The sequence below is a fragment of the Faecalimonas hominis genome (assembly GCF_054660755.1).
Genome location: NZ_BAAHSH010000044.1, coordinates 33,981 through 56,243 on the forward strand (window position 1 = coordinate 33,981; position 22,263 = coordinate 56,243).

Sequence of the window (22,263 nt, forward strand, 5' to 3'; positions counted from 1 at the left end):
TTTAGGTGATCAATATGAAATATGGCGATAAATTGATTAGAATGGAAGGCGTAATCGTAGAAGTGCATGACGGCTGTGTGGCCGTAGATTTAAAAGGAAGACTTGGATATTTGAAAATTCCAATGAGAATGCTGATTACAGACTATCCGCTCGCAGTAGGACAGGAAGTTGCGTGGAATATGAGTTTTATCGAACAACTCGGTCCGGAAGCCAATGACAAATATGTAAGTAACCTAGATGTATATAAACGCAGACAAGAAGAAGCGCGTCTGAAAAATGAAAACAATAAGGAGGCAGAATAATGAGTTTAACAACAGTTAAAGGAATACAATCAGAAATTTTCGTTCCGATTACTCCTCCATCAGTATGGACTCCTGTGACAAAGGAAATCAAAGATATGACAGTGGCACTTGCAACTGCTGCTGGTGTTCATCACAAAGATGACAAGAGATTTAACCTTGCCGGAGACTTTACATGGAGAAAAATCACAGATACAATGAAATCAGAAGATTTGATGGTATCACATGGTGGATATGACAACGGTGATGTTAATAAAGACATCAACTGTATGTTCCCAATTGACAGAATTCATGAGTTAGCAAAAGAAGGATTCATCAAGGCTTGTGCACCTGTTCATGCAGGTTTCATGGGTGGTGGTGGAAACCAGGAAAAATTCAAACATGAAACTGGTCCTGCTATTGCTCAGATGTTTAAAGAAGAAGGCGTAGATGCTGTACTTCTTACTGCTGGTTGAGGTACTTGCCACCGCTCTGCAGTATTGGTGCAGAGAGCGATTGAAGAAGCTGGAATTCCAACAATTATTATTGCAGCTCTTCCACCGGTTGTACGTCAATCCGGTACACCACGTGCGGTTGCTCCATTAGTTCCAATGGGTGCTAACGCTGGAGAACCAAATAATAAAGAAATGCAGACTGCTATCGTAAAAGCAACATTAGAACAATTAGTAGAAATCCAGACACCTGGAAAAATTGTTCCGCTTCCATTTGAATACGTAGCTAAAGTTTAATTATAAAGTATCACCTGCGGTATTTTACTGTGGGTGATATTTTTGTGAAAAAAGTGTGAAAGGGGACGTAGTAAAGTTCAAGAAAACTACGTCCCCTTTCACACTTTTTTCACAATTTATGTTATAATAAATCAATTAGAAATAAGTGAGGTGAAGACATTGTCTCAGGAAGTGAGAGATTTAAGAAGATTGGTGATAAAGGCGTTTCATATAGAAAATATAGAAGCGGGTTCAGAAAATGAAGTTTATCCTGACGGAAAAATGAAAGTACATGCAGGGATTGAGCGAACAGATGATGAAAAATCAGCAATTGATAAGATAGAAATTTCCGTGATCAAACCGGGAGAACATAATCGTTGGACGAACAGTATAATGGATATTATTCCGATTTCCACAAAAGTACTGGGAAGAATTGGGGAAGGCATTACCCACACGCTGACAGGAGTGTATGTTATTTTGACAGGAGTAGATGTCAATGGCATACAGACCGCGGAATTTGGTTCGTCGGAAGGGAATTTGTCAGAAAAATTATATTTGGGAAGAGCGGGAACGCCTTCGCCGGGAGATTACATTATTTCGTTTGACGTAACATTTAAAGCGGGAATGGGGCAGGAGAGACACGGAGTGACTGAGGCCCATAGAAAATGTGATGAATTTATACAGAAGTTTCGCGAGCAGATGAAAAAATTCAAAGGCGAAGAATGTACAGAAAGGCATGAATATCATGATATAGTACGCCCCGGGAAAAAACGGGTTCTGATAGTGAAGCAGGTGGCAGGACAGGGAGCGATGTATGACACTCATTTATTTGGCAAAGAGCCTTCCGGAGTGGAAGGTGGACGTTCGATCATTGACATGGGGAATATGCCTGTACTTGTGACGCCAAACGAATATCGGGACGGAATTATCCGTTCCATGCAGTAGGAGGGAGAGACATGGGAATAGGACCATCGACAAAAGAAACTTCTCTACATCATTTTAGAGATCCTTTGTTGGACGTGGTATCGGCTGACGAGGATTTGGATTTGATGGGAGTTTTACTTGTAGGAACGCCGGACGGCAATGAAGAGAAGATGCTTGTGGGAAGAAGAACTGCGGTTTGGGCAGAAGGAATGCGTGCAGACGGTGTGATTATTTCTTCCGATGGCTGGGGAAACAGTGATGTAGATTTTACGAACACAGTGGAAGAACTCTCCACAAGAGGAATTGAAGTTACCGGATTGAATTTTAGCGGAACGGTTGGGCAGTTTGTAGTCGTAAATGAATATTTGGACGGAATCATAGATATAAATAAAAGCGAAAGCGGAACGGAAACGTGTGTAGTAGGAGAAAATAATGCGACAGCGCTAGATGCAAAAAAAGTGGTGGCGATGTTGAAACTCAAAATGCGAAGGAAAGAATAAAAGACCGTGAAATAAACTCACAGTCTTTTCGCATCTTTGAAAAAGGTAAATGCAGTATACAGCATAACACATATAACAATGGCGGTCAGAATATTCATTGGCAGAGCGGCGGCAACTTTGTAGGCTAGGAAAACGCCCATAAGTCCAAAAACGGTAATAACTGCGGCGGCTTTTCGGTCATATGCGCCGGATTGGATAAATTGAATGCCGGCAGATGGCATGAGGAATGCACAGGAACCCATCATAATGGGGAAAGCAGCGGATACGTTTAATCCCAAACCGCTCACCATGGCCATACATGGGGCGTAAAGCCCTACCCCGATGGTCATTAATGCACCTAAAAGAGTGTTGATGATAATGCCGATGATAAGTTTGTAACCTTTCAATCCGTAAGTCAAATGGCCGGTAATGGTGGAAGTAAGATTGCGTGCGTTGAGAGTGTAAATTCCTTCCAATTTCAGTTTTGGAATGAGGGAGGACAACTCCGATGCTGTAATGGAAGGGTTTGTGTAAATTTCTTTTTCGGTATCACTGAGATTTTGGTTGTTTTCTATCAGGTATATCCATTCCTCTCCGTTGTTGACGGTAAATCCGTTGGCTTTTAATTCTAAAACGATATCCTGAGGAGCGAGAGGTTTTTCAAATGGACCTATATGAGCCAATTTTAAAGAAAGAATAACGGCAAGTACGACTAATGCGGATCCCAGCGCCAGACGGATAATTTTTGGCGACCATTTTGAAACAAGGGAGGCGCCGTAAATTGCGCCTATAACTGCCCCTCCGATTAGAGTGATGAGAGTAATTCCTTCTATTTTAATAAGGTTTAGAAACAATAGAAATTCTGCTATTGTAGGAAGAGTGTGGGCGACGTTTAAAGTGCCGGGCATTTTTTCGTCCGGGCAGGAGTTGGTGAATTTGAAGCCTGCCTGACAGGTCGCAAAACTTCCTATACCCCATGTGTCCAGCAAATCGCTGAAGAATCCGATAATGGCAAGAGGGAAAATCTTATTTCGGGTAAATTCAGATTTATGCTTTAAGCAGTCGGTTATAAGAATAAAAGCGAAGAAGAGGGCGTAAATGAAAATGGCTATCTGCATAAAACGTACGAGATTCATCGTGTTTCCTCCTATTATAATAGATGATAATTTATTATAATCAGGAAGGGAGAATTTCATACATTTTTTGAAAAAAGGAGAAAATAAATTGTATTGAAAAAAGTACAATATTTTTCAAAAAAGACTTGAAAAAAGCAGAATGGTTTAGTATACTTAAAAAGCTGTGACATGATAGCGATGAAACGTGAGGTTGCTACTTATAATAGTAGGTGTTCCGCGGAGCGAATGTCAAGTTAGGAAACTGGCGACAAGTCACTGTACGAATCAATAACGGCCACTGAAACGTGGTAACAACGTGTGAAGAGATTAGGACACACACGGGAGAGTGTACAGTCACCGCTTGTCGTACTGAAGTTAAAAGTACGAAAAGGAGGCGACTTTTTTTATGGCAAGTCAAGTAATGAGAATTACACTTAAAGCATATGATCATCAGTTAGTTGATTCATCTGCGAAAAAAATTATCGAAACTGTAAAGAAAAATGGAGCACAGGTGAGTGGACCGGTACCACTTCCAACTAAGAAGGAAGTTGTAACAATCTTAAGAGCGGTTCACAGATACAAAGATTCCAGAGAACAGTTCGAACAGAGAACTCATAAGAGACTTATTGATATCATCACACCAACACAGAAAACTGTTGATGCATTATCAAGATTAGAAATGCCAGCAGGTGTTTATATTGATATCAAAATGAAAAACAAATAATTTAGACAGTATCAATCCTAAAATTTAGGATGAACACTTCGGTGTTCCGCTGTAAATCACAGGAGGTAATTATAATGAAGAAAGCTATTTTAGCGACTAAAGTCGGAATGACTCAAATCTTCAACGAAGACGGAGCGTTGACTCCGGTAACTGTACTTCAGGCTGGACCATGTGTAGTAACACAGATCAAAACAGTTGAAAATGACGGTTACAGTGCTGTTCAGGTTGGTTTCGTTGACAAAAAAGACAAAATTGTTAACGTAGACAAGAACGGTAAAAAAGAAATCGTGCACAGACACGGTGTAACAAAAGCAGAAAAAGGACATTTTGACAAAGCTGGTGTTTCAGGTAAAAGATTTGTAAGAGAATTCAAATTCGAAAATGCTGACGAGTACACATTAGCACAGGAAATCAAAGCGGACATCTTTGCGGCAGGAGATAAAGTAGATGCTACAGCAATCTCAAAAGGTAAAGGATTCCAGGGTGCAATCAAGAGACATAACCAACACAGAGGTCCTATGACTCACGGTTCTAAATTCCATCGTCATGCAGGTTCTAATGGTGCTGCATCTGACCCAAGTAAAGTATTCAAAGGTAAAAAGATGCCAGGACACATGGGAAGCAAGAAAATTACAATTCAGAATCTTGAAATCGTAAGAGTAGATGCTGAAAACAACTTAATCTTAGTAAAAGGCTCAGTTCCGGGACCTAAGAAATCTTTAGTAACAATTAAAGAAAGCGTAAAAGCAATCTAGTCTTTAATAGGAAAGGAGGAACACACAGATGGCAAACGTATCTGTTTATAATATCGAAGGTAATGAAGTTGGAACAATCGACTTAAACGATGCTGTATTTGGTGTTGAAGTAAACGAACACTTATTACACATGGCAGTTGTAAACCAACTTGCAAATAAACGTCAGGGAACACAGAAAGCAAAAACTCGTTCAGAAGTTTCCGGCGGTGGTAGAAAACCATGGAGACAAAAAGGAACAGGTCATGCAAGACAGGGTTCTACAAGAAGTCCACAGTGGACAGGCGGTGGAGTGGTATTTGCTCCAACACCAAGAGACTACTCTTTCAAATTAAATAAAAAAGAAAAGAGAGCAGCTCTTAAATCAGCTCTTACATCAAGAGTATTAGAAAATAAATTCATCGTTCTTGATGAAATTAACTTTGGGGAAATTAAAACAAAGAATTTCCAGAACGTATTAAATAACTTGAATGTATCTAAAGCATTAGTTGTATTAGAAGATGACAACAGAAATGCAGAATTATCTGCAAGAAATATCGCTGCTGTTAAAACTGCAAGAACAAATACAATCAATGTATATGATATCTTAAAATACAACACAGTTGTTACAACTAAAGCAGTTGTTGAAAAAATCGAGGAGGTGTACGCATAATGGCAAACATTCAGTATTATGATGTAATCCTTAAACCAGTAGTTACAGAAAAAAGTATGGAACTTATGGGAGATAAGAAATACACTTTCTTAGTTCACACAGAGGCTACAAAAAATCAGATTAAAGAAGCAGTAGAGAAAATGTTCGAAGGAACAAAAGTTAAAAGTGTCAACACAATGAACCTTGACGGTAAAACAAAAAGACGTGGAATGACATTTGGTAAAACTGCTAAAACAAAAAAAGCAATCGTTCAGTTAACAGCTGACTCAGCAGATATCGAGATTTTCGAAGGTCTGTAGGCATTGAACAATATACGGTGCAAATCCGTGAAACTATAATTAGAGTAACGAAAGGAGATAAAGTAATGGGAATTAAAACATACCGCCCATATACACCTTCAAGAAGACAGATGACTGGTTCTGATTTCTCAGAAATCACAAAGACTACACCTGAAAAATCTTTAGTAGTATCTTTGAACAAAACAGCCGGTCGTAATAACCAGGGTAAAATTACTGTAAGACACCGCGGAGGCGGAGCAAAAAGAAAATATAGAATTATCGACTTCAAGAGAAGAAAAGACGGAATTCCGGCAACTGTAATCGGAATTGAATACGATCCAAACAGAACAGCAAATATCGCGTTAATCTGCTATGCAGACGGTGAAAAAGCATATATTCTTGCACCGGAAGGATTAACAGACGGAATGAAAGTTATGAATGGACCGGAAGCAGAAGTAAGAGTTGGTAACTGCTTACCACTTTCTGAAATTCCTGTAGGTACACAGATCCATAACATTGAGTTATATCCGGGAAGAGGCGGACAGTTAGTTCGTTCAGCTGGAAACAGTGCTCAGTTAATGGCTAAAGAAGGAAAATATGCAACACTTAGATTACCATCAGGCGAAATGAGAATGGTTCCAATCGTTTGTAGAGCATCAATCGGTGTTATCGGAAATGGTGACCACAACCTGATTAACATTGGTAAAGCAGGACGTAAACGTCACATGGGATTCAGACCAACAGTTCGTGGTTCTGTTATGAACCCTAATGACCATCCACACGGTGGTGGTGAAGGTAAGACTGGTATCGGTCGTCCGGGTCCAAGCACACCTTGGGGCAAACCAGCACTTGGTCTTAAGACTAGAAAGAAAAACAAACAGTCTAACAAATTAATCGTTAGAAGAAGAGATGGTAAAGGTATCAAATAAATAGTTAGTTTACAAGGAGGTTAGAACCTATGGCTCGCTCACTTAAAAAAGGACCATTTGCAGACGAAAGCTTAATGAAAAAAGTGGAAGCTATGAACGCTGCAGGTGATAAATCAGTTATAAAAACTTGGTCACGTCGTTCTACAATCTTCCCACAGTTCATCGGACATACAATCGCTGTTCATGACGGAAGAAAACACGTGCCTGTATATGTAACAGAAGATATGGTTGGACACAAACTTGGAGAGTTTGTTGCAACTAGAACATATAGAGGACACGGAAAAGACGAAAAGAAATCAAGAGTTCGTTAATTAATTGTAATTTGAAAGGAGGGTTCATCCATGGCAAAAGGACATAGATCCCAAATCAAAAGAGAGAGAAATGCAAACAAGGACACTAGACCGTCAGCGAAATTATCTTACGCTAGAGTTTCTGTTCAGAAAGCATGTTTCGTATTAGATGCCATCAGAGGTAAGGATGTACAAACAGCACTTGGTATTTTAACTTACAATCCAAGATATGCTTCAAGCTTAATAAAGAAATTATTAGAATCAGCAATCGCAAACGCTGAAAATAACAACGGAATGAATGTTGAAAACCTTTATATTGAAGAATGCTACGCAAATAAAGGACCAACAATGAAGAGAATTAAACCGAGAGCACAGGGTAGAGCTTACAGAATCGAAAAGAGAATGAGCCACATCACTTTAGTGCTTAATGAAAGATAAGGAGGGCAATAATGGGACAGAAAGTTAATCCTCATGGCTTAAGAGTCGGTGTTATCAAAGAATGGGACTCTAAATGGTATGCAGAAGATAAATTTGCAGATTATTTAGTAGAAGACCATAAAATTAGAACATTTCTTAAAAAGAAATTATACAGTGCAGGAGTTTCTAAAATCGAAATCGAAAGAGCTTCTGACCGTGTTAAAATCATTATCTATACAGCAAAACCTGGTGTAGTAATCGGTAAAGGCGGAGCTGAAATTGAAAAAGTAAAAGCAGAACTTCAGAAATTTACAGATAAGAAATTAGTTGTAGATATTAAAGAAATCAAAAGACCGGATAAAGACGCTCAGTTAGTTGCTGAAAACATTGCTTTACAGTTAGAAAACCGTATTTCTTTCAGACGTGCAATGAAATCTTGCATGTCAAGAACAATGAAATCAGGAGCGCTTGGAATTAAAACTTCTGTATCAGGACGTCTTGGCGGAGCGGATATGGCTCGTACAGAATTCTACAGTGAAGGAACTATTCCACTTCAGACACTTAGAGCAGACATCGATTATGGATTCGCAGAAGCAGACACAACTTACGGAAAAGTTGGTGTTAAAGTATGGATTTATAAAGGTGAAGTTCTTCCAACAAAAGAGACTAAGGAAGGGAGCGATAAATAGTTATGTTAATGCCAAAAAGAGTAAAACGTCGTAAACAATTCCGTGGTTCTATGAAAGGAAAAGCTTTACGCGGAAATAAAATCACAAATGGTGAATATGGTATCGTAGCAACAGAGCCATGCTGGATTCGTTCAAATCAGATCGAAGCTGCCCGTATTGCGATGACTCGTTATATCAAACGTGGTGGTAAAGTATGGATTAAAATATTCCCAGATAAACCAGTAACTACAAAACCAGCTGAAACACGTATGGGTTCAGGAAAAGGAACTCTTGAATACTGGGTAGCAGTTGTAAAACCAGGACGCGTTATGTTTGAACTTGCTGGAGTACCTGAAGAAACAGCACGTGAAGCTTTACGTCTTGCAATGCACAAATTACCTTGTAAATGTAAGATCGTTTCTCGCGAAGATTTAGAAGGCGGTGATAACAGTGAAAATTAATACATTTGTAAAAGATTTAAAAGCAAAATCAGTTGCAGAATTAAACGAAGAATTAGTAGCTGCTAAAAAGGAACTTTTTAACTTAAGATTCCAAAACGCAACAAATCAATTAGATAACACAAGCAGAATTAAAGAAGTTAGAAAAAACATTGCTAGAATTCAGACAGTAATTACAGAAGCTTCTAAAGCAGAGTAAGAACTGAGCCTTGTGTAAAAATTGTGAAAGGAGCAAAACTGTGGAAAGAAATTTAAGAAAAACACGTGTTGGTAAAGTTGTCAGCAACAAAATGGATAAAACTATCGTAGTTGCAGTTGAAGACCACGTAAAACACCCTCTTTACAACAAAATCGTAAAGAGAACATATAAATTGAAAGCACATGATGAAGCAAATGAATGCAACATCGGTGACAAGGTAAAAGTTATGGAAACAAGACCATTATCAAAAGATAAGAGATGGAGACTTGTTGAAGTTATGGAAAAAGTAAAATAGTATTTAAGGAGGTTTACCTGCATGATACAGCAAGAAAGTAGACTTAAAGTAGCAGATAATACAGGTGCTAAAGAATTACTTTGCATTCGTGTATTAGGTGGTTCTACTAGAAGATATGCAAGCATTGGTGATGTAATTGTTGCTTCTGTTAAAGACGCAACACCAGGTGGCGTTGTTAAAAAAGGTGATGTAGTTAAAGCTGTAGTTGTTCGTACAGTAAACAAAACACGTCGTAAAGACGGTTCTTACATCAGATTTGATGAAAACGCTGCTGTAATTATTAAAGATGACAAGAATCCAAAAGGAACTCGTATTTTTGGACCAGTAGCGAGAGAGCTTCGTGAAAAACAATTTATGAAAATTGTTTCATTAGCTCCAGAAGTACTATAAGGAGGTACCTGTATGTCAACAATGAAAATTAAAAAAGGTGATACAGTTAAAGTAATCGCCGGAAAAGATAAAGACAAAGAAGGCAAAGTAATTGCTGTAAACAGAAAAGATAATACAGTATTAGTTGAAGGTGTCAATATGTTGACAAAGCACACAAAACCAAGTGCAACTAATCAGAATGGTGGAATTATTCATCAGGAAGGACCTATTGATGCTTCTAACGTAATGTATCTTCACAAAGGAACAGCCACAAGAGTAGGTTTCAAAATGGACGGAGATAAAAAAGTACGTTTCGCAAAATCAACAGGCGAAGTTATCGACTAATTCAGGGAAGGAGGAAAATCACTTTGAGTAGACTTAAAGAAACATACCAGAATGAAATCGTTGACGCAATGATTAAAAAATTCGGTTATAAAAATATTATGGAAGTGCCAAAACTCGATAAAGTTGTTATCAACATGGGTGTTGGTGAAGCAAAAGACAATCATAAAGTGTTAGAATCTGCTGTAGCAGATCTTGAAAAAATTGCAGGACAGAAAGCAGTTCTTACAAAAGCAAAAAAATCAGTAGCAAACTTCAAACTTAGAGAAGGAATGGCTATCGGTTGTAAAGTTACTTTAAGAGGAGAAAAAATGTATGAGTTTGTTGATCGTTTAATCAACCTTGCATTACCTCGTGTACGTGACTTTAGAGGTGTAAATCCTAACGCATTTGATGGAAGAGGTAACTATGCTCTTGGAATTAAAGAACAATTAATTTTCCCTGAAATCGAATACGATAAAATCGATAAAGTAAGAGGTATGGATATTATCTTTGTTACAACAGCCAAAACTGACGAAGAAGCTCGTGAATTATTGACTCAGTTCAATATGCCATTTACAAAATAGTAGGGAGGAACAATTTCATGGCAAAAACATCTATGAAAATTAAACAACAACGTAAACAAAAATTCTCTACTAGAGAGTATAATCGTTGTAAAATTTGTGGACGTCCACACGCATATTTAAGAAAATACGGAATCTGCAGAGTATGCTTCCGTGAATTAGCTTATAAAGGCCAGATTCCAGGAGTTAAAAAAGCAAGCTGGTAGGTCGGAAACACTTCGCGAGGTTTTTTGAACTTAGTGAAAAGAACTACCACGCAATTCGTTCTCTAAATATAACGAAGAGAACTCCCGTATGCAATAGTAAAAAAGGAGGAAAAACTCATGACAATGTCAGATCCAATTGCAGATATGCTTACAAGAATCCGTAATGCAAATACTGCTAAACATGATACAGTAGATGTTCCGGCGTCTAAAATGAAAATCGCTATCGCTGATATTCTTTTTAACGAGGGATATATTGCAAAATATGACATCGTAGAAGATGGAAGTTTTAAAACAATCCACATCACATTAAAATACGGTGCTGATAAAAACGAAAAAGTTATTTCAGGTCTTAAGAGAATTTCAAAACCTGGTCTTCGTGTATACGCAAACAGGGAAGAACTTCCAAGAGTATTAGGCGGACTTGGAACAGCAATTATTTCAACAAATCAGGGTGTTATCACAGACAAAGAAGCTAGAAAACTTAACGTAGGTGGAGAAGTTTTAGCATTTGTTTGGTAGACCGAAAGCAACTTAGTGAAGCCGAGTGTGAACGATGGCTGAACTTAGTGCGAGGTCGTTCTTTGAGATTAGTGAGGTATTGTCGAACTTAGCGAAAAGAACTTCCTTAGATAATCAATGTAACATCATCGCCACTAGGTTCGAAAGAACCTCACCAAGTGGCCGAGATGTACTTTCGTACTAAACTCGTGGGAAACCTAGTTAAGTGCGAAAAACACGCAACTGAAAACAGAGCGGCCAAGCCGCCGCTCCGAAAATTTAAGTGTAGGAGGTAAAGGTATGTCACGTATAGGAAGACTGCCAGTAGCAATTCCAGCAGGTGTAACTGTTGAAATCGCTGAAAACAACAAAGTGACTGTAACAGGTCCTAAAGGAACTCTCGTAAGAGAACTTCCTGTAGAAATGGAAATCAAAAAAGAAGGCGAAGAAGTTGTAGTAACAAGACCAAGCGACTTAAAGAGAATGAAAGCTTTACATGGTCTTACAAGAACACTTATCAACAACATGGTTGTTGGTGTTACTCAGGGATATGAAAAAGTTCTTGAAGTAAACGGTGTTGGTTACAGAGCAGCAAAATCAGGAAACAAATTAACATTAAACTTAGGATACTCTCACCCGGTAGAAATGACTGATCCGGAAGGCGTTGAAACAGTGCTTGAAGGACAGAACAAAATTACTGTAAAAGGTATCGATAAAGAAAAAGTAGGCCAATACGCAGCTGAAATCAGAGATAAGAGAAGACCTGAACCATATAAAGGTAAAGGTATTAAATATGCTGATGAAGTTATCAGACGTAAAGTTGGTAAGACTGGTAAAAAATAATTAAGGAGAGTGTGAAGATGGTTAGTAAAAAATCAAGAAGCGAAGTTCGTGTAAACAAACATAGAAAATTACGTAACCGTTTCAGCGGTACAGCTGAAAGACCACGTTTGGCTGTGTTTAGAAGTAATAATCATATGTATGCTCAAATTATTGACGATACAGTTGGAAATACTCTAGTTTCAGCATCTACTCTTCAGAAAGAAGTAAAAGCAGAATTAGAAAAAACTAACAACGTTGATGCAGCAGCATACTTAGGAACAGTAATTGCTAAAAGAGCAATTGAAAAAGGTATCAATACTGTTGTCTTTGATAGAGGCGGCTTTATATACCAGGGAAAAATCAAAGCGTTAGCAGATGCAGCTAGAGAAGCTGGATTAGAATTCTAGGAGGAGGAACACACATGAAACAAAATCGTATTGATGCTAGTCAATTAGAACTAACAGAAAAAGTGGTATCAATCAAACGTGTAACCAAAGTTGTTAAAGGTGGTCGTAACTTCAGATTCACAGCTTTAGTAGTTGTTGGCGATGGAAATGGCCATGTTGGTGCAGGTTTAGGAAAAGCAGCAGAAATTCCTGAAGCAATCCGTAAAGGAAAAGAAGATGCAATGAAGAAAATGGTTTCAGTTGCATTAGATGAACACAATAGTGTAACACATGATTTAATCGGTAAATTTGGTAGTGCATCTGTATTACTTAAAAAGGCTCCGGAAGGTACTGGAGTTATCGCCGGAGGTCCGGCGCGTGCGGTAATCGAACTTGCAGGTATCAAAAATATCCGTACAAAATCATTAGGTTCTAACAATAAACAAAACGTAGTACTTGCTACAATTAATGGGTTAAGTCAGATTAAAACTCCAGAAGAAGTAGCTAAGCTTCGCGGTAAATCTGTTGAAGAAATCTTAGGCTAAGGAGGAGATTGAAAATGGCAAATTTAAAAATTACATTAGTAAAATCTACAATCGGTGCTGTACCAAAACACAAAAAAACAGTTGAAGCGTTAGGATTAAAGAAATTAAACAAAACAGTTGAATTACCTGACAATGCTGCAACAAGAGGAATGGTACAACAGGTAAGACATTTAGTAAAAGTAGAAGAAGTTTAATATTTGGATAAGGAGGTGTCACGATGAACTTATCAAACTTAAGACCTGCAGACGGGTCAAAACACAGTGATAATTTCAGAAGAGGTCGTGGACATGGTTCTGGAAACGGCAAAACAGCGGGCAAAGGACACAAAGGTCAGAAAGCACGTTCAGGCGGCACAAGACCAGGCTTTGAAGGTGGACAGATGCCATTATACAGAAGAATACCAAAAAGAGGTTTCACTAACAGAAACACAAAAGAAATTATTGGTATTAATGTAGATGCTTTAGAGGCATTTGATAACGATACAGTAGTTTCAGTTGAAACACTTATCGAAGCAGGGATTGTAAAAAATCCTAGAGATGGAGTAAAAATTCTTGGTAATGGAGAATTAACTAAGAAGCTTACAGTTCAGGCAAATGCTTTCAGTGCATCTGCAGTAGAAAAAATTGAAGCTCTTGGTGGAAAAGCAGAGGTGATCTAATTGCTTAAGACATTCCGTAGGGCTTTTCAGATTGACGATGTTAGAAAACGTATTTTTTATACGTTTCTAATGTTAATCGTCGTTAGAATAGGATCAATTTTACCGACTCCGGGAGTTGATCCAACATATATTCAAAATTTTTTCAAAAGCCAAACAGGTGAAGCATTTAACTTTTTCAGTGCATTTACAGGTGGTTCTTTAGAAAGAATGTCAATTTTTGCGTTGAGTATTACACCATACATCACTTCATCTATTATCATGCAGCTTCTTACAATTGCTATTCCAAAATTGGAAGAGATGCAAAAAGATGGAGAAGACGGAAGAAAGAAAATTGCTTCAATTACACGTTATGTGACAGTAATACTTGCTTTAGTTGAATCAACAGCAATGGCAGTTGGATTCGGAAGAAGCGGATTACTTGTAAAATATAACTTTGTAAATGTTGCAGTTGCTGTATTAACATTGACAGCAGGTTCTGCATTTCTTATGTGGGTTGGTGAAAGAATCACGGAAAAAGGAATCGGAAACGGTATTTCGATCGTGTTATTAATTAATATTATTTCACGTATGCCTAGTGATTTCATGACACTTTACACAAAATTTATGAAAGGCAAATCACTTGCTAAAGCAGGTCTTGCAGGATTAATTATTTTAGCAATTTTACTTGTTGTAGTTATTTTTGTAATTGTTCTTCAAGACGGACAGAGAAAAATTTCAGTACAGTATTCACAAAAAGTACAGGGAAGAAAAAGCGTAGGCGGACAGACTACATTTATTCCTTTAAAAGTAAATACTGCCGGTGTAGTTCCGGTAATCTTTGCTTCTTCATTAATGCAGACTCCGGTTGTTATTGCCGGATTCTTAGGAAAAGGTAACGGAAGCGGAATTGGAAGTGAAATTTTAAAAGGATTATCTTCAAACAACTGGTGTAATCCGGAGAATTTGAAATATTCTTGGGGATTAGTCCTTTACATCGTACTTACTATTTTATTTGCTTATTTCTATACATCGATTACATTCAATCCGTTAGAAATTGCAAACAACATGAAGAAGAGCGGTGGATTTATTCCGGGAATTCGTCCTGGAAAACCAACAGTTGAATATCTGACAAAGATTTTGAACTACATTATCTTTATCGGAGCAGTAGGACTTGTAATTGTTCAGGTAATTCCATTCGTATTTAACGGCTGGTTAGGAGCAAACGTTTCTTTTGCAGGAACATCACTTATCATTATTGTAGGTGTTGTATTGGAAACTTTGAAACAGATTGAATCTCAGATGCTTGTACGTAATTACAAAGGTTTCTTAAATAATTAATGATTTAGTGTCCTGTGTCAGCCTGTTTAACGGGTTGATGCAGAACACTAAAATGCTATACAGACATTTTTATAAAACCATGTAACTCACAGTGAGGAGGAAAATAATGAAGATTATTATGCTGGGTGCTCCAGGAGCAGGAAAAGGTACACAGGCAAAGAAGATTGCTGAAAAATATGGGATTCCGCATATTTCTACAGGAGATATTTTTAGAGCAAATATCAAAAACGGAACAGAATTAGGTAAAAAAGCAAAAACATATATGGACGAAGGACTTCTTGTGCCGGACGAATTAGTTGTTGACTTAGTAGTAGACCGTGTACAGCAGGAAGACTGTAAAAACGGATATGTGTTAGACGGATTTCCAAGAACAATCCCACAGGCAGAGGCGTTAGACAAAGCACTTGCTGAATTGGGAGAAAAAATGGACTACGCAATTAATGTGGAAGTGCCTGATGAGAATATCGTAAACCGTATGTCAGGAAGAAGAGCGTGCGTAGGCTGCGGAGCAACATATCATATCGTACATGCACCGACAAAAGTAGAAAATATTTGCGATACTTGCGGTGGAGAGTTGATTTTAAGAGACGATGACAAACCGGAAACAGTTTTAAAACGTCTTGGTGTATACCATGAACAGACACAACCACTTATCCAGTATTACACAGATAAGGACATTCTTGTGGAAGTAGATGGAACAGTGGATTTAGAAGATGTATTCAAAGCAATCGTAAACATTCTGGGAGAATAAGAATATGCCTGTATCAATAAAATCAGCCAGAGAAATAGAATTGATGACGGAGGCGGGAAGAATACTCGCAATCGTACATGAGGAAATTGAAAAGGCATTACGTCCGGGAATGACGACTTTGGAAATTGATAAGTTGGGAGAAGAGGTAATCAGAAGTTATGGCTGTATTCCTTCTTTTCTGGACTATAATGGATATCCGGCGTCTATATGCGTATCCGTGAACGATGAAGTTGTACACGGGATTCCAAGCGGTAAACGTATACTGAAGGAAGGCGATATTGTAGGAATCGATGCCGGCGTTATCTATAAGGGATATCATTCCGATGCGGCAAGGACACATGGTATCGGAGAGATAAGTAAAGAGGCAGAAGAATTAATCAAGGTAACGAGAGAGTCTTTCTTTGAGGGCATAAAATATGCAAAAGAAGGGCATTACCTATTTGAAATTTCGGCAGCGATAGGCAGATATGCACAGGAGAGAGGGTTCGGTGTTGTCCGTGATTTGTGCGGACATGGAATAGGAGTAAATCTGCATGAGGCACCTGAAATCCCAAATTATGAGATGAACAGAAAAGGAATGAAGTTACGTGCCGGAATGACGTTGGCGATAGAGCCGATGATAAATGCAGGAGGTTATCAGGTGGATTGGCTTGATGATGACTGGACGGTAGTGACAAGAGACGGTTCCTTGTCTGCGCATTATGAGAATACGGTGCTGATTACAGAAAATGAACCGAAGTTATTGACCTTATTAAAGTAAAGGAAATTACTATGGAAAGATTTGAAGTAGGAATGCTGGCGAAGTCGGAAGCAGGGCATGACAAAGATAATGTATATGTGATAATCGCCATGGACGATTCATATGTATATTTGGCAGACGGAAGAGTAAAGACAGTAGAGAAACCAAAAAAGAAAAAATATAAACATATACAGATTATCAGAAAGATAAATGAAGATATTCCTGTAACAGACAATGTAGCCATTAAACGAATTTTAAAATTATATAATAGGGAGGAAGCATAATATGTCAAAAGCTGATGTAATTGAAATTGAAGGAACAGTAGTAGAAAAATTGCCAAACGCAATGTTTCAGGTAGAATTGGAAAACGGACACCAGGTGTTAGCGCACATTAGCGGTAAACTCCGTATGAATTTTATTAAGATTTTACCGGGAGACAAAGTAACATTGGAGTTATCTCCATACGATTTATCAAAAGGAAGAATTATCTGGAGAGATAAATAAAAAGGTATTGACTTTTAGAGAAACATAATGCTATAATATAGAGCGAACTGTTTTGAGAGAGTTGCAAATAAACGGTAATCAATGTAGGCAGAGCAGTGGAGTGAAAGGAGGATTTGACGTGAAGGTTAGATCATCAGTTAAACCAATTTGCGAAAAATGCAAAATCATTAAAAGAAAAGGAAGCATCAGAGTAATCTGTGAAAATCCTAAACACAAACAAAGACAAGGATAATTATCGTTGTCGATTTTGTGCGTAGAAGCACAAACTTAATTAGGCGGCTGTAGTATGGACACACCAGGCGGTGTGTAGATACTATTAATATACAAGGAAATCATTCTCCGATGTATATTGCTTATAATACCCGGTGTCATTTCCGGGAAAGGCTACTACTATAGTAGCTGGAAGTAGAGATACTTCCCAATTTGAGACAATATTAACCAATGGGAATAGGTATATACACAACATTTCAGACAGTGCAGAGCATTGGGCTGTATATATTTATTTACTAAGATTCAAAATGGAGGAAAATTACATGGCTCGTATTGCTGGTGTAGACTTACCAAGAGACAAACGTGTAGAAATCGGATTAACTTACATTTACGGAATCGGTAGAGTAAGTGCAAATAACATTTTAGAGAAAGCTGGAGTAAATCCGGATACTCGTTGTAGAGATTTAACAGACGAAGAAGTAAAAGTAATCAGTGCTGTAATCGATGAAAACTATCAGGTAGAAGGTGATTTACGTAGAGAAATCGCTTTAAACATTAAGAGATTACAGGAAATCGGTTGCTATCGTGGTATCCGCCACAGAAGAGGACTTCCGGTTCGTGGACAGAAAACAAAGACAAACGCAAGAACAAGAAAAGGTCCTAAGAGAACAGTAGCAAATAAGAAAAAATAGGCCAAAAGCAATTTGACAAATGCGTAGCATGAGTTTAGTTGAGTGAACAGGCGAAACAACAAAGAAAATAGAAAGAAAAAAGAAAGTAGGTTAGTTTAAATGGCTAAAAAAGTTACAAAAAAAGTGACAAAAAGACGTGTCAAGAAAAACGTTGAACGCGGACAAGCACATATCCAATCATCTTTTAATAACACAATCGTAACATTAACAGATGCACAGGGAAATGCTTTATCATGGGCAAGTGCTGGTGGTCTGGGATTTAGAGGTTCAAGAAAATCTACTCCTTATGCAGCACAGATGGCGGCTGAAACAGCAGCTAAAGCAGCATTAGTACATGGACTTAAAACAGTAGATGTATTTGTAAAAGGACCGGGATCAGGAAGAGAAGCAGCGATTCGTGCGCTTCAGGCATGCGGAATTGACGTAACAAGTATTAAGGACGTAACACCGGTTCCACATAACGGATGTCGCCCACCAAAACGTAGAAGAGTCTAATAGGAGGATAATCGAACATGGCAGTAAATAGAGTTCCAGTTCTTAAAAGATGCCGTTCATTAGGTATGGACCCAATCTATTTAGGAATTGACAAAAAATCTAACAGACAGTTAAAAAGAGCAAATAGAAAAATGAGCGAGTATGGTCTTCAGTTACGTGAAAAACAGAAAGCAAAATTTATCTACGGTGTTTTAGAAAAACCTTTTAGAAACTACTTTGCAAAAGCTTCTAAAATGAACGGTATGACAGGTGATAACCTTATGATTCTTCTTGAATCAAGATTAGACAATGTTGTATTCCGTATGGGTCTTGCTAGAACAAGAAGAGAAGCAAGACAGATTGTTGACCACAAACACGTTTTAGTAAACGGAAAACAGGTTAACATTCCTTCTTACTTAGTAAAAGCCGGAGATACAATCGAGATTAAAGAAAAACACAAAGGTTCTCAGAGATACAAAGACATCTTAGAAGTAACAGGCGGAAGATTAGTACCTGAATGGTTAGATGTTGACGCTGAAAACTTAAAAGGTAGTGTAAAAGAACTTCCACTTCGTGAAGCAATTGATGTTCCTGTAGACGAGATGTTGATTGTCGAATTATATTCTAAATAATCCATAAGGATTATTTAGAAATTCACCCTCAATATTTTAATAACCCAAAGGAGGGACTTTGTAGTGTTTGATTTTAATAAACCAAATATTGAAATTACAGAAATTTCAGAAGATAAAAAATATGGAAGATTTGTTGTAGAGCCTCTTGAAAGAGGGTATGGAACAACTCTTGGTAACTCTTTAAGAAGAATCATGCTTTCTTCTTTACCGGGGTCAGCAATCAGTTATGTGAAAATCGATGGAGTTTTACATGAATTCAGTTCTATTCCGGGTGTGAAAGAAGACGTTACTGAGATTGTAATGAATCTGAAATCTTTAGCAATCAAAAACACTTCTGAGACAGACGAACCAAAAACTGCATATATCGAGTTTGAAGGTGAAGGTGTTGTAACAGGTGCAGACATTCAGGTGGATTCAGACATTGAAATCATGAATCCGGAAACTGTAATTGCTACATTGAATGGTGGAGCAGACAGTAAATTATACATGGAACTCACTATTACAAATGGAAGAGGATATGTAAGTGCAGATAAGAATAAAAGCAGTGAATTGCCAATCGCGGTAATCCCAATTGATTCTATCTACACACCTGTTGAAAGAGTAAATCTGACAGTAGAGAATACTCGTGTAGGTCAGATTACTGACTTTGATAAATTGACACTTGACGTTTATACAAACGGTACATTAGCACCGGACGAAGCGGTAAGTTTAGCAGCAAAAGTTCTTAATGAACATTTGAAATTATTCATCGACTTATCAGAAGTTGCTCAGGCAGCGGAAGTTATGATTGAAAAAGAAGACGATGAAAAAGAAAAAGTATTAGAGATGAGTATTGACGAATTAGAACTTTCTGTTCGTTCATACAACTGCTTAAAGAGAGCAGGCATCAATACTGTTGAAGAATTAACAAACAGAACTTCAGAAGATATGATGAAGGTGCGTAACCTTGGTCGCAAATCTTTAGAAGAAGTATTAGCTAAATTAAAAGAACTTGGCTTAGAGTTAAGTCAAGGCGAAGAATAGAATTCTTTGCCTTGACGCTGCTTCTTGAACTGCTAATGTTCAAGAGGATTCAAATTTTAGGCGAAGAATAGAGTGTTGTTGATAAATCCGAAGTGTACAGCAACAGCACATGGCTAGTAAGCCCGAAGAAGCATAACCACGTGTTTATTGGAGGAAATGAAAATGGCAAAATATAGAAAACTTGGCAGAACATCAAGCCAGAGAAAAGCATTAATCAGAAACCAGGTAACAGCATTACTTAATAACGGTAAAATCGTTACTACAGAAGCAAAAGCAAAAGAAATCCGCAAAGTTGCAGAAGGTCTTATCGCTTTAGCAGTAAAAGAAAAAGATAACTTTGAAGAAGTTAAAGTTATGGCAAAAGTTGCTCGTAAAGACCAGAACGGTAAAAGAGTAAAAGAAGTTGTAGATGGTAAAAAAGTTACTGTTTATGATGAAGTTGAAAAAACAATCAAAAAAGATATGCCTTCTAGATTACACGCAAGAAGAGAAATGCTTAAAGTTCTCTATCCTGTAGTAGAAGTAAAAGACGGCAAAAAAAGAAGCGCTAAAGAAGTTGATTTAGTAGCAAAATTATTTGATGAAATTGCTCCTAAATATGCAAACCGTAACGGTGGTTACACAAGAATCGTAAAAATCGGTTTACGTAAAGGTGATGCCGCTATGGAAGTTCTTCTTGAATTAGTATAAGAATAATAAATATAAGCCTCGACAGAGTTGTTCTGTCGGGGCTTTTGTCATATAATGAAGAAAAAGGCAGGTGTCTCAAATGAAGAAGAAAAAGGTGATATTTTTAGGTGTAATCGGTGTCAGCGTTGTGATTTTGTGCATTGGTCTTATCTTATCCCAAGATAAAAATAAATTGGAAAGAGATAAAGATAAAGAATTTGCTTCAGGAACGAAAATAGATAAAGAAGTTTCCTTTTGAGGAGAAAACGGATAAAAAAGCAAAAGAATATTTAACATATCCTCAAAAAGATAATGTGGGAGAGCCGGAGAGTAAGTGGATATATGATGAGCAGTTTCTCGATAAAGATGTGGGTAACTATTTGCAGAAGTTGTCCAAGACATTTATCGGGGAGAGAAAAAATGCATATGCTTCTTTTTATGATAATCAGCCACTTACATTTTTTACAAATGAAAAAAACTATCCTCTTCGGGAAGATGACGACGGAATGAAGTTACTTTCTCTTTTTAGATTTTGGAATATATATGAATATTATTCTCCAAATGTTCAAATTGCAAGGAAAGATTGGGACGAAGTATTAAAAGAGGAAATTCATAGAATGGTTCAAACGAAAACATATAGGGAGTATGCACTTGTTATAGCAGAAATGGCGGCACAGACAGGGGATCCGCATTTAGAAGTAATAGATAATGAAGATATATTAATAAACTTTTATGGAAAATACTATTTACAATGTGAATTCATGTATGTGGAAAATAAAGTGATTATCAATCAGGTGGGAAAAGATGAGAAAAATTTAAAAGTGGGTGATATACTTCTTTCCATTGACGAAATAGAGCTAGAAAAAAGAATAAAAGAATTGAAAAAATATAAAGCAATTCCCGAGGAAGATAAATTTGTTGCAAAAATAAAGTATCAACTTATGCAGACAGAGGGGAAAACTTCGGAAGTTATCGTTTTGCGTGACGGTGAAGAAAAGAAGTTGAAGGTAAACACATCTGAAGAACCATATATGTATGAAAATCCACAGAAAAATGGATTTATTGAGGAAGAAAAAATAGGCTATATCGATCCCTCCGCTTTGAAAGAGGGAGATTTAGAAAAACTGATGGAAAAATTTGCGGATATAGAAGGTATTATTGTGGATTTAAGATATTATCCTTCTTCGGTGATAGCCTATTCGATGGCGGAATACATCAATCCGGAGATGGAAGAGGTTTTACAGTTTGTTTTTCCAAATCCGGCAGTTCCGGGAAGGTATTATGCGATTCCAATGTCAGTAGGTAAGGGAATGATGAAAGACAAAGAGTATCCACAGTATAGTGGAAAAGTCATTTTACTGATGGACGAGAGGAGTGTAAGTCAAAGTGAAACTACTATTATGTCTTTGCGTCAGTCACCAAATGCAGTTGTGATTGGAAGTGAGTCCAGAGGTGCAAATGGAGATTTAGTAGAAGTAAAACTTCCGGGAGACCTTAGAATAAACATGAGTGGACTGGGTGTATATACAGCGGAAGGAGAGCAGACACAGAGAGTTGGTCTGAAACCGGATATAGAAATTTTTCCGACAATACAGGGGATTAAAGAAGGACGGGACGAATTGCTTGAAAAAGGAATAGAGGAAATTTTAAATAATTAGAAGAAGGAGGGCAAATCGC

The 22,263-nt window shown here is 37.6% G+C and carries 39 protein-coding genes; 38 read left to right on the forward strand and 1 reads right to left on the reverse strand.

The annotated features are described in order from the left end of the window. Positions 1-14 precede the first annotated feature (14 nt). From ACYQ35_RS08115 to ACYQ35_RS08130, 4 genes are all read left to right on the forward strand, one after another. The gene (locus ACYQ35_RS08115; RefSeq protein ID WP_009461338.1) at positions 15-302 is read left to right on the forward strand and encodes a CBO2463/CBO2479 domain-containing protein; all 288 of its coding nucleotides are present in this window, start codon (positions 15-17) and stop codon (positions 300-302) included. Next, entirely contained in the window at positions 302-1,027 is a 726-nt protein-coding gene (gene prdB / locus ACYQ35_RS08120; RefSeq protein WP_084667655.1) for a D-proline reductase (dithiol) protein PrdB, read from the forward strand. Before ACYQ35_RS08115 ends, prdB begins: the two co-directional genes overlap by 1 nt. A 159-nt stretch (positions 1,028-1,186) precedes the next feature. Then, the gene (gene prdD / locus ACYQ35_RS08125; RefSeq protein WP_459832097.1) at positions 1,187-1,951 is read left to right on the forward strand and encodes a proline reductase cluster protein PrdD; all 765 of its coding nucleotides are present in this window, start codon (positions 1,187-1,189) and stop codon (positions 1,949-1,951) included. An 11-nt stretch (positions 1,952-1,962) separates the two neighbouring features. Continuing rightward, the gene (locus tag ACYQ35_RS08130) at positions 1,963-2,430 is read left to right on the forward strand and encodes a glycine/sarcosine/betaine reductase component B subunit (protein ID WP_459832100.1); all 468 of its coding nucleotides are present in this window, start codon (positions 1,963-1,965) and stop codon (positions 2,428-2,430) included. A 17-nt stretch (positions 2,431-2,447) separates the two neighbouring features. Here ACYQ35_RS08130 and ACYQ35_RS08135 read toward each other — a convergent pair whose 3' ends face one another. Further along, on the reverse strand, positions 2,448-3,545 hold the full coding sequence (locus tag ACYQ35_RS08135) for a TSUP family transporter (RefSeq protein WP_009461334.1): 1,098 nt from the start codon (positions 3,543-3,545) through the stop codon (positions 2,448-2,450). A gap of 385 nt (positions 3,546-3,930) precedes the next feature. Here ACYQ35_RS08135 and rpsJ point away from each other — a divergent pair, with 385 nt between their 5' ends. The 34 genes from rpsJ (at position 3,931) to ACYQ35_RS08305 (ending at position 22,244) form a co-directional block, all read left to right on the forward strand. Then, complete coding sequence (rpsJ, locus tag ACYQ35_RS08140; RefSeq protein WP_459832104.1) at positions 3,931-4,248, forward strand: 30S ribosomal protein S10; 318 nt, start codon at positions 3,931-3,933, stop codon at positions 4,246-4,248. Positions 4,249-4,322: 74 nt separating this feature from the next. Further along, positions 4,323-5,003 (forward strand): 50S ribosomal protein L3, encoded by a 681-nt coding sequence (gene rplC / locus ACYQ35_RS08145; protein WP_009461332.1) that lies wholly within the window; start codon positions 4,323-4,325, stop codon positions 5,001-5,003. Between the two features lie 28 nt (positions 5,004-5,031). Beyond that, a complete protein-coding gene (gene rplD / locus ACYQ35_RS08150) occupies positions 5,032-5,652 on the forward strand; it encodes a 50S ribosomal protein L4 (RefSeq protein WP_009461331.1) in 621 nt (206 codons plus the stop codon). Further along, entirely contained in the window at positions 5,652-5,951 is a 300-nt protein-coding gene (rplW, locus tag ACYQ35_RS08155) for a 50S ribosomal protein L23 (RefSeq protein WP_009461330.1), read from the forward strand. Before rplD ends, rplW begins: the two co-directional genes overlap by 1 nt. A gap of 65 nt (positions 5,952-6,016) precedes the next feature. After that, complete coding sequence (gene rplB / locus ACYQ35_RS08160) at positions 6,017-6,859, forward strand: 50S ribosomal protein L2 (RefSeq protein WP_009461329.1); 843 nt, start codon at positions 6,017-6,019, stop codon at positions 6,857-6,859. Between the two features lie 29 nt (positions 6,860-6,888). Then, a complete protein-coding gene (gene rpsS, locus ACYQ35_RS08165; RefSeq protein ID WP_009461327.1) occupies positions 6,889-7,170 on the forward strand; it encodes a 30S ribosomal protein S19 in 282 nt (93 codons plus the stop codon). A gap of 30 nt (positions 7,171-7,200) precedes the next feature. Beyond that, positions 7,201-7,587 carry a 50S ribosomal protein L22 gene (rplV, locus tag ACYQ35_RS08170; RefSeq protein ID WP_004611887.1) on the forward strand — a complete coding sequence of 129 codons (387 nt, stop codon included), beginning with the start codon at positions 7,201-7,203 and terminating at the stop codon, positions 7,585-7,587. A gap of 11 nt (positions 7,588-7,598) precedes the next feature. Continuing rightward, complete coding sequence (gene rpsC, locus ACYQ35_RS08175) at positions 7,599-8,255, forward strand: 30S ribosomal protein S3 (protein ID WP_459832113.1); 657 nt, start codon at positions 7,599-7,601, stop codon at positions 8,253-8,255. A gap of 2 nt (positions 8,256-8,257) precedes the next feature. Next, positions 8,258-8,695: a 50S ribosomal protein L16 gene (rplP, locus tag ACYQ35_RS08180; protein WP_009461320.1), complete on the forward strand. Its 438-nt coding sequence runs from the start codon at positions 8,258-8,260 to the stop codon at positions 8,693-8,695. Further along, on the forward strand, positions 8,685-8,891 hold the full coding sequence (gene rpmC / locus ACYQ35_RS08185; protein WP_009461318.1) for a 50S ribosomal protein L29: 207 nt from the start codon (positions 8,685-8,687) through the stop codon (positions 8,889-8,891). Before rplP ends, rpmC begins: the two co-directional genes overlap by 11 nt. Positions 8,892-8,931: 40 nt before the next feature. Beyond that, a complete protein-coding gene (gene rpsQ / locus ACYQ35_RS08190) occupies positions 8,932-9,186 on the forward strand; it encodes a 30S ribosomal protein S17 (RefSeq protein ID WP_009461316.1) in 255 nt (84 codons plus the stop codon). A 21-nt stretch (positions 9,187-9,207) separates the two neighbouring features. Then, positions 9,208-9,576 carry a 50S ribosomal protein L14 gene (rplN, locus tag ACYQ35_RS08195; RefSeq protein WP_009461314.1) on the forward strand — a complete coding sequence of 123 codons (369 nt, stop codon included), beginning with the start codon at positions 9,208-9,210 and terminating at the stop codon, positions 9,574-9,576. 12 nt (positions 9,577-9,588) lie between these two features. Next, a complete protein-coding gene (rplX, locus tag ACYQ35_RS08200) occupies positions 9,589-9,900 on the forward strand; it encodes a 50S ribosomal protein L24 (RefSeq protein ID WP_009461312.1) in 312 nt (103 codons plus the stop codon). A gap of 23 nt (positions 9,901-9,923) precedes the next feature. Beyond that, on the forward strand, positions 9,924-10,463 hold the full coding sequence (gene rplE, locus ACYQ35_RS08205; protein ID WP_009461310.1) for a 50S ribosomal protein L5: 540 nt from the start codon (positions 9,924-9,926) through the stop codon (positions 10,461-10,463). 17 nt (positions 10,464-10,480) lie between these two features. Continuing rightward, positions 10,481-10,666 (forward strand): type Z 30S ribosomal protein S14, encoded by a 186-nt coding sequence (locus tag ACYQ35_RS08210; RefSeq protein WP_009461308.1) that lies wholly within the window; start codon positions 10,481-10,483, stop codon positions 10,664-10,666. A gap of 117 nt (positions 10,667-10,783) precedes the next feature. After that, complete coding sequence (rpsH, locus tag ACYQ35_RS08215) at positions 10,784-11,185, forward strand: 30S ribosomal protein S8 (protein ID WP_009461306.1); 402 nt, start codon at positions 10,784-10,786, stop codon at positions 11,183-11,185. Between the two features lie 279 nt (positions 11,186-11,464). Then, positions 11,465-12,007 (forward strand): 50S ribosomal protein L6, encoded by a 543-nt coding sequence (rplF, locus tag ACYQ35_RS08220; RefSeq protein WP_009461304.1) that lies wholly within the window; start codon positions 11,465-11,467, stop codon positions 12,005-12,007. Positions 12,008-12,024: 17 nt separating this feature from the next. Next, the gene (rplR, locus tag ACYQ35_RS08225) at positions 12,025-12,393 is read left to right on the forward strand and encodes a 50S ribosomal protein L18 (RefSeq protein ID WP_009461302.1); all 369 of its coding nucleotides are present in this window, start codon (positions 12,025-12,027) and stop codon (positions 12,391-12,393) included. A gap of 14 nt (positions 12,394-12,407) precedes the next feature. Then, complete coding sequence (gene rpsE, locus ACYQ35_RS08230) at positions 12,408-12,917, forward strand: 30S ribosomal protein S5 (RefSeq protein ID WP_009461300.1); 510 nt, start codon at positions 12,408-12,410, stop codon at positions 12,915-12,917. A gap of 14 nt (positions 12,918-12,931) precedes the next feature. Next, positions 12,932-13,111 carry a 50S ribosomal protein L30 gene (gene rpmD / locus ACYQ35_RS08235; protein ID WP_009461298.1) on the forward strand — a complete coding sequence of 60 codons (180 nt, stop codon included), beginning with the start codon at positions 12,932-12,934 and terminating at the stop codon, positions 13,109-13,111. A 23-nt stretch (positions 13,112-13,134) separates the two neighbouring features. Then, a complete protein-coding gene (rplO, locus tag ACYQ35_RS08240; protein WP_009461296.1) occupies positions 13,135-13,575 on the forward strand; it encodes a 50S ribosomal protein L15 in 441 nt (146 codons plus the stop codon). Continuing rightward, positions 13,576-14,892, forward strand: coding sequence for a preprotein translocase subunit SecY (gene secY / locus ACYQ35_RS08245; RefSeq protein ID WP_009461294.1), 1,317 nt, complete (start codon positions 13,576-13,578; stop codon positions 14,890-14,892). It abuts the gene before it with no gap. A 106-nt stretch (positions 14,893-14,998) separates the two neighbouring features. Further along, the gene (locus ACYQ35_RS08250; RefSeq protein WP_009461292.1) at positions 14,999-15,643 is read left to right on the forward strand and encodes an adenylate kinase; all 645 of its coding nucleotides are present in this window, start codon (positions 14,999-15,001) and stop codon (positions 15,641-15,643) included. Between the two features lie 4 nt (positions 15,644-15,647). Beyond that, positions 15,648-16,403: a type I methionyl aminopeptidase gene (gene map, locus ACYQ35_RS08255; protein WP_009461290.1), complete on the forward strand. Its 756-nt coding sequence runs from the start codon at positions 15,648-15,650 to the stop codon at positions 16,401-16,403. Between the two features lie 11 nt (positions 16,404-16,414). Beyond that, positions 16,415-16,666, forward strand: coding sequence for an RNA-binding protein (locus ACYQ35_RS08260; RefSeq protein ID WP_009461288.1), 252 nt, complete (start codon positions 16,415-16,417; stop codon positions 16,664-16,666). 1 nt (position 16,667) lies between these two features. Further along, complete coding sequence (gene infA, locus ACYQ35_RS08265) at positions 16,668-16,886, forward strand: translation initiation factor IF-1 (RefSeq protein ID WP_004607275.1); 219 nt, start codon at positions 16,668-16,670, stop codon at positions 16,884-16,886. Between the two features lie 118 nt (positions 16,887-17,004). Beyond that, positions 17,005-17,118, forward strand: a complete 114-nt coding sequence (gene rpmJ / locus ACYQ35_RS08270) for a 50S ribosomal protein L36 (protein ID WP_003497809.1) — start codon at positions 17,005-17,007, stop codon at positions 17,116-17,118. 301 nt (positions 17,119-17,419) lie between these two features. Beyond that, the gene (gene rpsM / locus ACYQ35_RS08275; protein WP_009461275.1) at positions 17,420-17,788 is read left to right on the forward strand and encodes a 30S ribosomal protein S13; all 369 of its coding nucleotides are present in this window, start codon (positions 17,420-17,422) and stop codon (positions 17,786-17,788) included. Positions 17,789-17,887: 99 nt separating this feature from the next. Further along, positions 17,888-18,283 (forward strand): 30S ribosomal protein S11, encoded by a 396-nt coding sequence (gene rpsK, locus ACYQ35_RS08280; protein WP_009461273.1) that lies wholly within the window; start codon positions 17,888-17,890, stop codon positions 18,281-18,283. Between the two features lie 17 nt (positions 18,284-18,300). Continuing rightward, positions 18,301-18,894 (forward strand): 30S ribosomal protein S4, encoded by a 594-nt coding sequence (gene rpsD / locus ACYQ35_RS08285; RefSeq protein WP_009461271.1) that lies wholly within the window; start codon positions 18,301-18,303, stop codon positions 18,892-18,894. 63 nt (positions 18,895-18,957) lie between these two features. Next, on the forward strand, positions 18,958-19,917 hold the full coding sequence (locus tag ACYQ35_RS08290) for a DNA-directed RNA polymerase subunit alpha (RefSeq protein WP_009461269.1): 960 nt from the start codon (positions 18,958-18,960) through the stop codon (positions 19,915-19,917). 162 nt (positions 19,918-20,079) lie between these two features. After that, positions 20,080-20,607: a bL17 family ribosomal protein gene (locus ACYQ35_RS08295; protein ID WP_009461268.1), complete on the forward strand. Its 528-nt coding sequence runs from the start codon at positions 20,080-20,082 to the stop codon at positions 20,605-20,607. Between the two features lie 79 nt (positions 20,608-20,686). Beyond that, positions 20,687-20,845, forward strand: coding sequence for a hypothetical protein (locus ACYQ35_RS08300; protein WP_459832157.1), 159 nt, complete (start codon positions 20,687-20,689; stop codon positions 20,843-20,845). A gap of 55 nt (positions 20,846-20,900) precedes the next feature. Further along, positions 20,901-22,244, forward strand: a complete 1,344-nt coding sequence (locus tag ACYQ35_RS08305) for a S41 family peptidase (RefSeq protein WP_459832161.1) — start codon at positions 20,901-20,903, stop codon at positions 22,242-22,244. Positions 22,245-22,263 lie beyond the last annotated feature (19 nt).

Coding starts and splice junctions, on each gene's coding strand:
- ACYQ35_RS08115 (WP_009461338.1), top strand. CDS start 15: ATGAAATATGGCGATAAATTGATTAGAATGGAAGGCGTAATCGTAGAA.
- ACYQ35_RS08130 (WP_459832100.1), top strand. CDS start 1,963: ATGGGAATAGGACCATCGACAAAAGAAACTTCTCTACATCATTTTAGA.
- ACYQ35_RS08135 (WP_009461334.1), bottom strand. CDS start 3,545: ATGAATCTCGTACGTTTTATGCAGATAGCCATTTTCATTTACGCCCTC.
- rpsJ (WP_459832104.1), top strand. CDS start 3,931: ATGGCAAGTCAAGTAATGAGAATTACACTTAAAGCATATGATCATCAG.
- rplC (WP_009461332.1), top strand. CDS start 4,323: ATGAAGAAAGCTATTTTAGCGACTAAAGTCGGAATGACTCAAATCTTC.
- rplD (WP_009461331.1), top strand. CDS start 5,032: ATGGCAAACGTATCTGTTTATAATATCGAAGGTAATGAAGTTGGAACA.
- rplW (WP_009461330.1), top strand. CDS start 5,652: ATGGCAAACATTCAGTATTATGATGTAATCCTTAAACCAGTAGTTACA.
- rplB (WP_009461329.1), top strand. CDS start 6,017: ATGGGAATTAAAACATACCGCCCATATACACCTTCAAGAAGACAGATG.
- rpsS (WP_009461327.1), top strand. CDS start 6,889: ATGGCTCGCTCACTTAAAAAAGGACCATTTGCAGACGAAAGCTTAATG.
- rplV (WP_004611887.1), top strand. CDS start 7,201: ATGGCAAAAGGACATAGATCCCAAATCAAAAGAGAGAGAAATGCAAAC.
- rpsC (WP_459832113.1), top strand. CDS start 7,599: ATGGGACAGAAAGTTAATCCTCATGGCTTAAGAGTCGGTGTTATCAAA.
- rplP (WP_009461320.1), top strand. CDS start 8,258: ATGTTAATGCCAAAAAGAGTAAAACGTCGTAAACAATTCCGTGGTTCT.
- rplN (WP_009461314.1), top strand. CDS start 9,208: ATGATACAGCAAGAAAGTAGACTTAAAGTAGCAGATAATACAGGTGCT.
- rplX (WP_009461312.1), top strand. CDS start 9,589: ATGTCAACAATGAAAATTAAAAAAGGTGATACAGTTAAAGTAATCGCC.
- ACYQ35_RS08210 (WP_009461308.1), top strand. CDS start 10,481: ATGGCAAAAACATCTATGAAAATTAAACAACAACGTAAACAAAAATTC.
- rpsH (WP_009461306.1), top strand. CDS start 10,784: ATGACAATGTCAGATCCAATTGCAGATATGCTTACAAGAATCCGTAAT.
- rplF (WP_009461304.1), top strand. CDS start 11,465: ATGTCACGTATAGGAAGACTGCCAGTAGCAATTCCAGCAGGTGTAACT.
- rplR (WP_009461302.1), top strand. CDS start 12,025: ATGGTTAGTAAAAAATCAAGAAGCGAAGTTCGTGTAAACAAACATAGA.
- rpsE (WP_009461300.1), top strand. CDS start 12,408: ATGAAACAAAATCGTATTGATGCTAGTCAATTAGAACTAACAGAAAAA.
- rpmD (WP_009461298.1), top strand. CDS start 12,932: ATGGCAAATTTAAAAATTACATTAGTAAAATCTACAATCGGTGCTGTA.
- rplO (WP_009461296.1), top strand. CDS start 13,135: ATGAACTTATCAAACTTAAGACCTGCAGACGGGTCAAAACACAGTGAT.
- ACYQ35_RS08250 (WP_009461292.1), top strand. CDS start 14,999: ATGAAGATTATTATGCTGGGTGCTCCAGGAGCAGGAAAAGGTACACAG.
- map (WP_009461290.1), top strand. CDS start 15,648: ATGCCTGTATCAATAAAATCAGCCAGAGAAATAGAATTGATGACGGAG.
- ACYQ35_RS08260 (WP_009461288.1), top strand. CDS start 16,415: ATGGAAAGATTTGAAGTAGGAATGCTGGCGAAGTCGGAAGCAGGGCAT.
- infA (WP_004607275.1), top strand. CDS start 16,668: ATGTCAAAAGCTGATGTAATTGAAATTGAAGGAACAGTAGTAGAAAAA.
- rpsM (WP_009461275.1), top strand. CDS start 17,420: ATGGCTCGTATTGCTGGTGTAGACTTACCAAGAGACAAACGTGTAGAA.
- rpsK (WP_009461273.1), top strand. CDS start 17,888: ATGGCTAAAAAAGTTACAAAAAAAGTGACAAAAAGACGTGTCAAGAAA.
- rpsD (WP_009461271.1), top strand. CDS start 18,301: ATGGCAGTAAATAGAGTTCCAGTTCTTAAAAGATGCCGTTCATTAGGT.
- ACYQ35_RS08295 (WP_009461268.1), top strand. CDS start 20,080: ATGGCAAAATATAGAAAACTTGGCAGAACATCAAGCCAGAGAAAAGCA.
- ACYQ35_RS08300 (WP_459832157.1), top strand. CDS start 20,687: ATGAAGAAGAAAAAGGTGATATTTTTAGGTGTAATCGGTGTCAGCGTT.